A 3890-nucleotide genomic window follows, 5' to 3' on the forward strand; every position below is an offset into this window, starting at 1 on the left:
CGTCCCCGAAACCATCGACGCGATCCGTGCCCTCACCGGCACCGTCACCGACCCCGCCGCCTCCATCCGTCTCACCGACAACACCCTCGGCATGAGACACGACTTCCTCGCCGCGGAGCGGTCATGACCACCCCGCACGCCGGACCGCCCCGCCCTGGACGCGTGTGGATCTGGGGGATCATCGCGCTTGCCGTCGCCGGGATCGTCATCTACCTGGTCATCGACCACTGGACCCACCTCGCCGCGGCCGCCCCCTACGCCGGCATCATCGTGATCGCCCTACTGCACCTGTTCAGCCACCGCGGACACGGAGGCCACGGACGACACCGTGAACAGACCCGTCACGACCACACGAACCCGCCCCCCGACGACGACGCATGAGCACCCCCACCGCGGCCGGCACCGGACGGCGAGCGCCGAGCCCGTGGCGGATGCTGTGGATCACCTTCGCGTGGGGGTCCTGCTTCGTCGCGATCAGCGTCGGGCTGCAAGATGCGCCGCTGCTGTGGCTCGCAGCACTGCGCGCCCTCGTCGCCGGTGCCGCTCTGCTGATCCTCACTGTCATCCGCCGCGCGCCCGTCCCCCGCGAGGTACGCAGTTGGACGCTGATCGGCGTGCTCGGCGTCGTGAACGTCGCCATCGCCTACGCCGCCATGTTCGGCGGCACCATCGGCCTGACAACGGGCGTCGCGTCCGTGCTGGCCAACGTCCAGCCCGTCCTCATCCTGCTGCCCGCCTGGTGGCTCTACCGCGAACGTCCCTCCCTGCGATCGGTGGCCGCGATGCTCACCGGGCTCGCCGGACTCCTGCTCATCGTGCTGCCCGCCGGCGCCGGGACCGGGGCATGGCTGTCCCTCACCGCCGCCGCCGCCGTCACCGCCGGCACCCTCATCAGCCGCGCCGTGCGCGCCGACCCGTTCCTCGTCGCCACCGTGCAGCTGCTGCTCGGCGGCGGGATCCTCCTCGTCGCCGCCGCGATCGTCGAAGGTCCGCCGGTCATTGAATGGACGCCGGGATTCGTGCTCTCCCTGCTGTGGATGTCCCTGGCCGGCACCGCCGCGACCACCGTCGCCTGGTACGCGGAGACGCAACGGTCCCGGCTCGACATCCTCACAACATGGACGATTCTCGTGCCCGTCTTCGGGATCGTCCTGTCCGTCGGGCTCTTGCAGGAGACCCAGAGCGTGCTCGGCTGGACCGGCACCGCCATCGTGATCGGCTCCGTCGCCCTCCTCACCATCCCCGGCAGACACGCTGACCGCGCGTCCCGTCGGCTTGAAGGTTGAGCGCCCGCCTGGTGGCGCCCCGCCACCACCCATCAAACCGACGTCCCAGCCCTGGCCGGGTGATGTAGTCGTCAAGCTGGTCGGACATGCCGGTGACGTGGCCGCAACGAACAGCCCGAGATGCCGGTACACACGACCCATCGGACAAAACGAATAGCCCGTCCGCCCGCCGCCGGTGGAAATTGCAGCTCCTATCGAGAACCCTCACCCTGGCGGTCCGTCGCGCAGAAGGACGGCGCCCGAGAGCTCAGTGTAGGTTCCCGTTGGATTTGGTGAAGAGTTCCGCGATTCCACCGTAGGTGGCAGCGGTTCAGGGTCGTCGAGTGCGGGCCGCGTCGAGACGCCGGTGGATGTACGACAGGGTGGAGAAGACATCGAGTGCGTCCGGCTCGCTGACGGGCCACGCCACCCGGGGTGCGTGCGCGGTCGGGTTGCGGAATGTTCCGATCNTGATCGTCACCAGCGGCCGGCCCTTGGACGACGAAAAGCACGCATCGATCAGCTCCGAACCATCCAGGATGAGCCCGGTCATGGTGCGAAGCCGGTCGCACGCACCTTTTACTGCCTCGGAGACGGCGTGGAAGGTCGATTGCCGGATCAGTTCCTCCCGGCAGTATGCGAGGACTTGGTCGTGCACGCCACGACGCTGTGATTCGGCGAGGAGCCGACCCGTGAGCGCGGCGACTTCATCGAATGTTGTCGCCTTGCGTCCGAGACGAGCGACGCGGCCGTCGTCTCGGATACGGAGCCCAGCCAACGACAGTGCCGGGTCTACGACATCCCTCAGTTCCTCGAATCGTTCTTGCCTGCCCAGGTAGCGGCCGATGGACATGGATTCGGCCACGAAGCGGATGATGCCGTTGCTTGCGTTGTCCTTGCGCTGCTGGTTGATCAGCGCGACCGCGAGGCGATGCCGCTTCGTCATGTCGGGGCCGGGATCATCGAAACCCAGCTGCACCAGAATCCTCCCGATCTCCGAGCCCGTCAGCCCGATGCTCGTCTCGCCGAGAGCGTCGGCGATCGCCGTCACCACGCCCTCTGATAGCGGTGCGTGTCGTGTGTTCGGCATGTGCCTAGCTTCGCGAATCCCGCAACCGGGTGCGCAGCACGGGGAGATGTCGCGGCGTGGATGATCGCGCAGCCCGTCTCGTCCTGCGTCCGCGCGTCACCGCTCCGGCAGCGGGAGTGTGAGCGGGCCACCGATGGAGGTCGCTATTCGCGCCAGAGATCCATCTCCGACCATCGCGGGTGCACGCCGAGAGCGTCGACCGAGAAGTTCTTCGCGGCGGGAAAGGTGTCCAGGAGTGTGACCAGTCGCCGCGGCCACCCAGACTTGGCGTCGATCGAACGAAGGAGATAGGCGGTGACGGCCAGGGCGTTGTAGAGGCCGTAGACAGCCTTCGACGACTCCTCGTCACGGAGATGGTCCAGGAGGGGGACCACGCCGACGCCCGGCCGGCTGGGAGCCACCACCAGTTTCCGGTTGAACAATCGCGCATGGTGAGCGGCGACGTTGCGCACATAGTTGAGGCTGGCAATCCAGCTGGCCATCACTCGTTTGGAAGGCACCGCGTACGCGTGCGCGATCTTCGTGGCGCGCGAGTTGCTAAGCCCGCCGTAGAGCCGACCGAGATGACCGAGCTCCAACACCTCGGTCAGCGCCCAGATCGGCATCTGACCGTCGTACTTCTCCCGGAAATGGGCGACGAACGTCTCATCCGACCCGCCCAGCCGACTGTCCACTCGCCGCAACCATTCCCGATGCTTGCTCGTCTCCTCGCCGGTCTCGGGGTCCTCATATAGTTCGGTGAACGAGGAGACGAATGTGTCCGCGTCACGATGCGCGAACGGGGACCCCTCGCCGAGTACGTACCCGATCTCCATCCGGAGGGACACCTCTATTCGCTCGACACCATCCATCACCAGCATCCGCAGTGCGCGGTCGAAGTCGATCAGCTTGGCGGCATGCGCGAGGGAGGTGCCGGGCAGGTACTCGTTGAGCACCCGAACCCGGGATCTTCCGTCGTCGCTCTCGTATCGTTCGGAACGCCGAAACGGGTACAGATAGCCGGTCAACCGGTAGTACCCCACCGCTCGGAGCAGCTTCGTCGCTTCGGTGCGGTCGCCGATTTCGATGCCGCGGCTGACGAGCTTGTCGGTCTGGGCGTCCACCGACAGCCAGGGCTTGGTGTACTCGACCATCATGCCCACGGTACAAAGAAAATCAGCCCGAGCCGTGAGGCGAGCGGGCTGATCGTGATGACTTTAGGGTAGCACGAGCAGGCGACAGCACGTCCGCATACATCCTCGAGTTCGACTCTGCTGCAGTCGCGGTGGAGGGTGTGGACGCGGCCGTGCCCGGGTGACAGACTGCTCTGTTCTGCTTAGGAAGGGTTTCGCATGTCACACGATGATCACGGGGTTGATTGGGAGCAGGCGATCGACGACATGATTCAACGAAACACCGAGTCCGCCCCCACCGAACCAGGCGTCTACCGGATGCCGTGCGGGAACTGCTACGTAGACTTCTTCCTCGCCTCGGACGGCTCCGAACGCTGGCTCGTCCCCGGAGACGAACGCAGCTATACGCGCGACACAATCTCC

4 protein-coding genes and 2 pseudogenes are annotated in these 3890 nt (G+C 66.3%); 3 read left to right on the forward strand and 3 right to left on the reverse strand.

What is annotated here, in order from left to right:
* Positions 1-123 precede the first annotated feature (123 nt).
* Together ASG00_RS05270 and ASG00_RS05275 are read left to right on the forward strand one after the other, a co-directional pair.
* On the forward strand, positions 124-381 hold the full coding sequence (locus tag ASG00_RS05270) for a DUF2933 domain-containing protein (RefSeq protein ID WP_056518825.1): 258 nt from the start codon (positions 124-126) through the stop codon (positions 379-381).
* The gene (locus ASG00_RS05275) at positions 378-1286 is read left to right on the forward strand and encodes a DMT family transporter (protein ID WP_056207410.1); all 909 of its coding nucleotides are present in this window, start codon (positions 378-380) and stop codon (positions 1284-1286) included. Before ASG00_RS05270 ends, ASG00_RS05275 begins: the two co-directional genes overlap by 4 nt.
* A 310-nt stretch (positions 1287-1596) precedes the next feature.
* Here the strand turns inward: ASG00_RS05275 and ASG00_RS18880 are convergent.
* The 3 genes and pseudogenes from ASG00_RS18880 to ASG00_RS05285 all read right to left on the reverse strand — a co-directional run.
* Positions 1597-1735 (reverse strand): TIGR02391 family protein (locus tag ASG00_RS18880; RefSeq protein ID WP_442922606.1); only part of this gene is annotated, 139 nt, incomplete at its 5' end.
* A gap of 1 nt (position 1736) precedes the next feature.
* Positions 1737-2355, reverse strand: a pseudogene (locus tag ASG00_RS18885) (TIGR02391 family protein); the annotation flags it as partial.
* A 143-nt stretch (positions 2356-2498) separates the two neighbouring features.
* Positions 2499-3488 carry an Abi family protein gene (locus tag ASG00_RS05285; RefSeq protein WP_056207437.1) on the reverse strand — a complete coding sequence of 330 codons (990 nt, stop codon included), beginning with the start codon at positions 3486-3488 and terminating at the stop codon, positions 2499-2501.
* Positions 3489-3686: 198 nt separating this feature from the next.
* Between ASG00_RS05285 and ASG00_RS17115 the strand changes: the two are divergent.
* Positions 3687-3890 (forward strand): annotated as a pseudogene (locus tag ASG00_RS17115) (zinc ABC transporter ATPase); the annotation flags it as partial.

It is taken from the genome of Microbacterium sp. Leaf351 (assembly GCF_001423825.1).
GTDB classification, from domain to species: domain Bacteria; phylum Actinomycetota; class Actinomycetes; order Actinomycetales; family Microbacteriaceae; genus Microbacterium; species Microbacterium ginsengisoli.

Coding starts and splice junctions, on each gene's coding strand:
- ASG00_RS05270 (WP_056518825.1), top strand. CDS start 124: ATGACCACCCCGCACGCCGGACCGCCCCGCCCTGGACGCGTGTGGATC.
- ASG00_RS05275 (WP_056207410.1), top strand. CDS start 378: ATGAGCACCCCCACCGCGGCCGGCACCGGACGGCGAGCGCCGAGCCCG.
- ASG00_RS05285 (WP_056207437.1), bottom strand. CDS start 3,488: ATGGTCGAGTACACCAAGCCCTGGCTGTCGGTGGACGCCCAGACCGAC.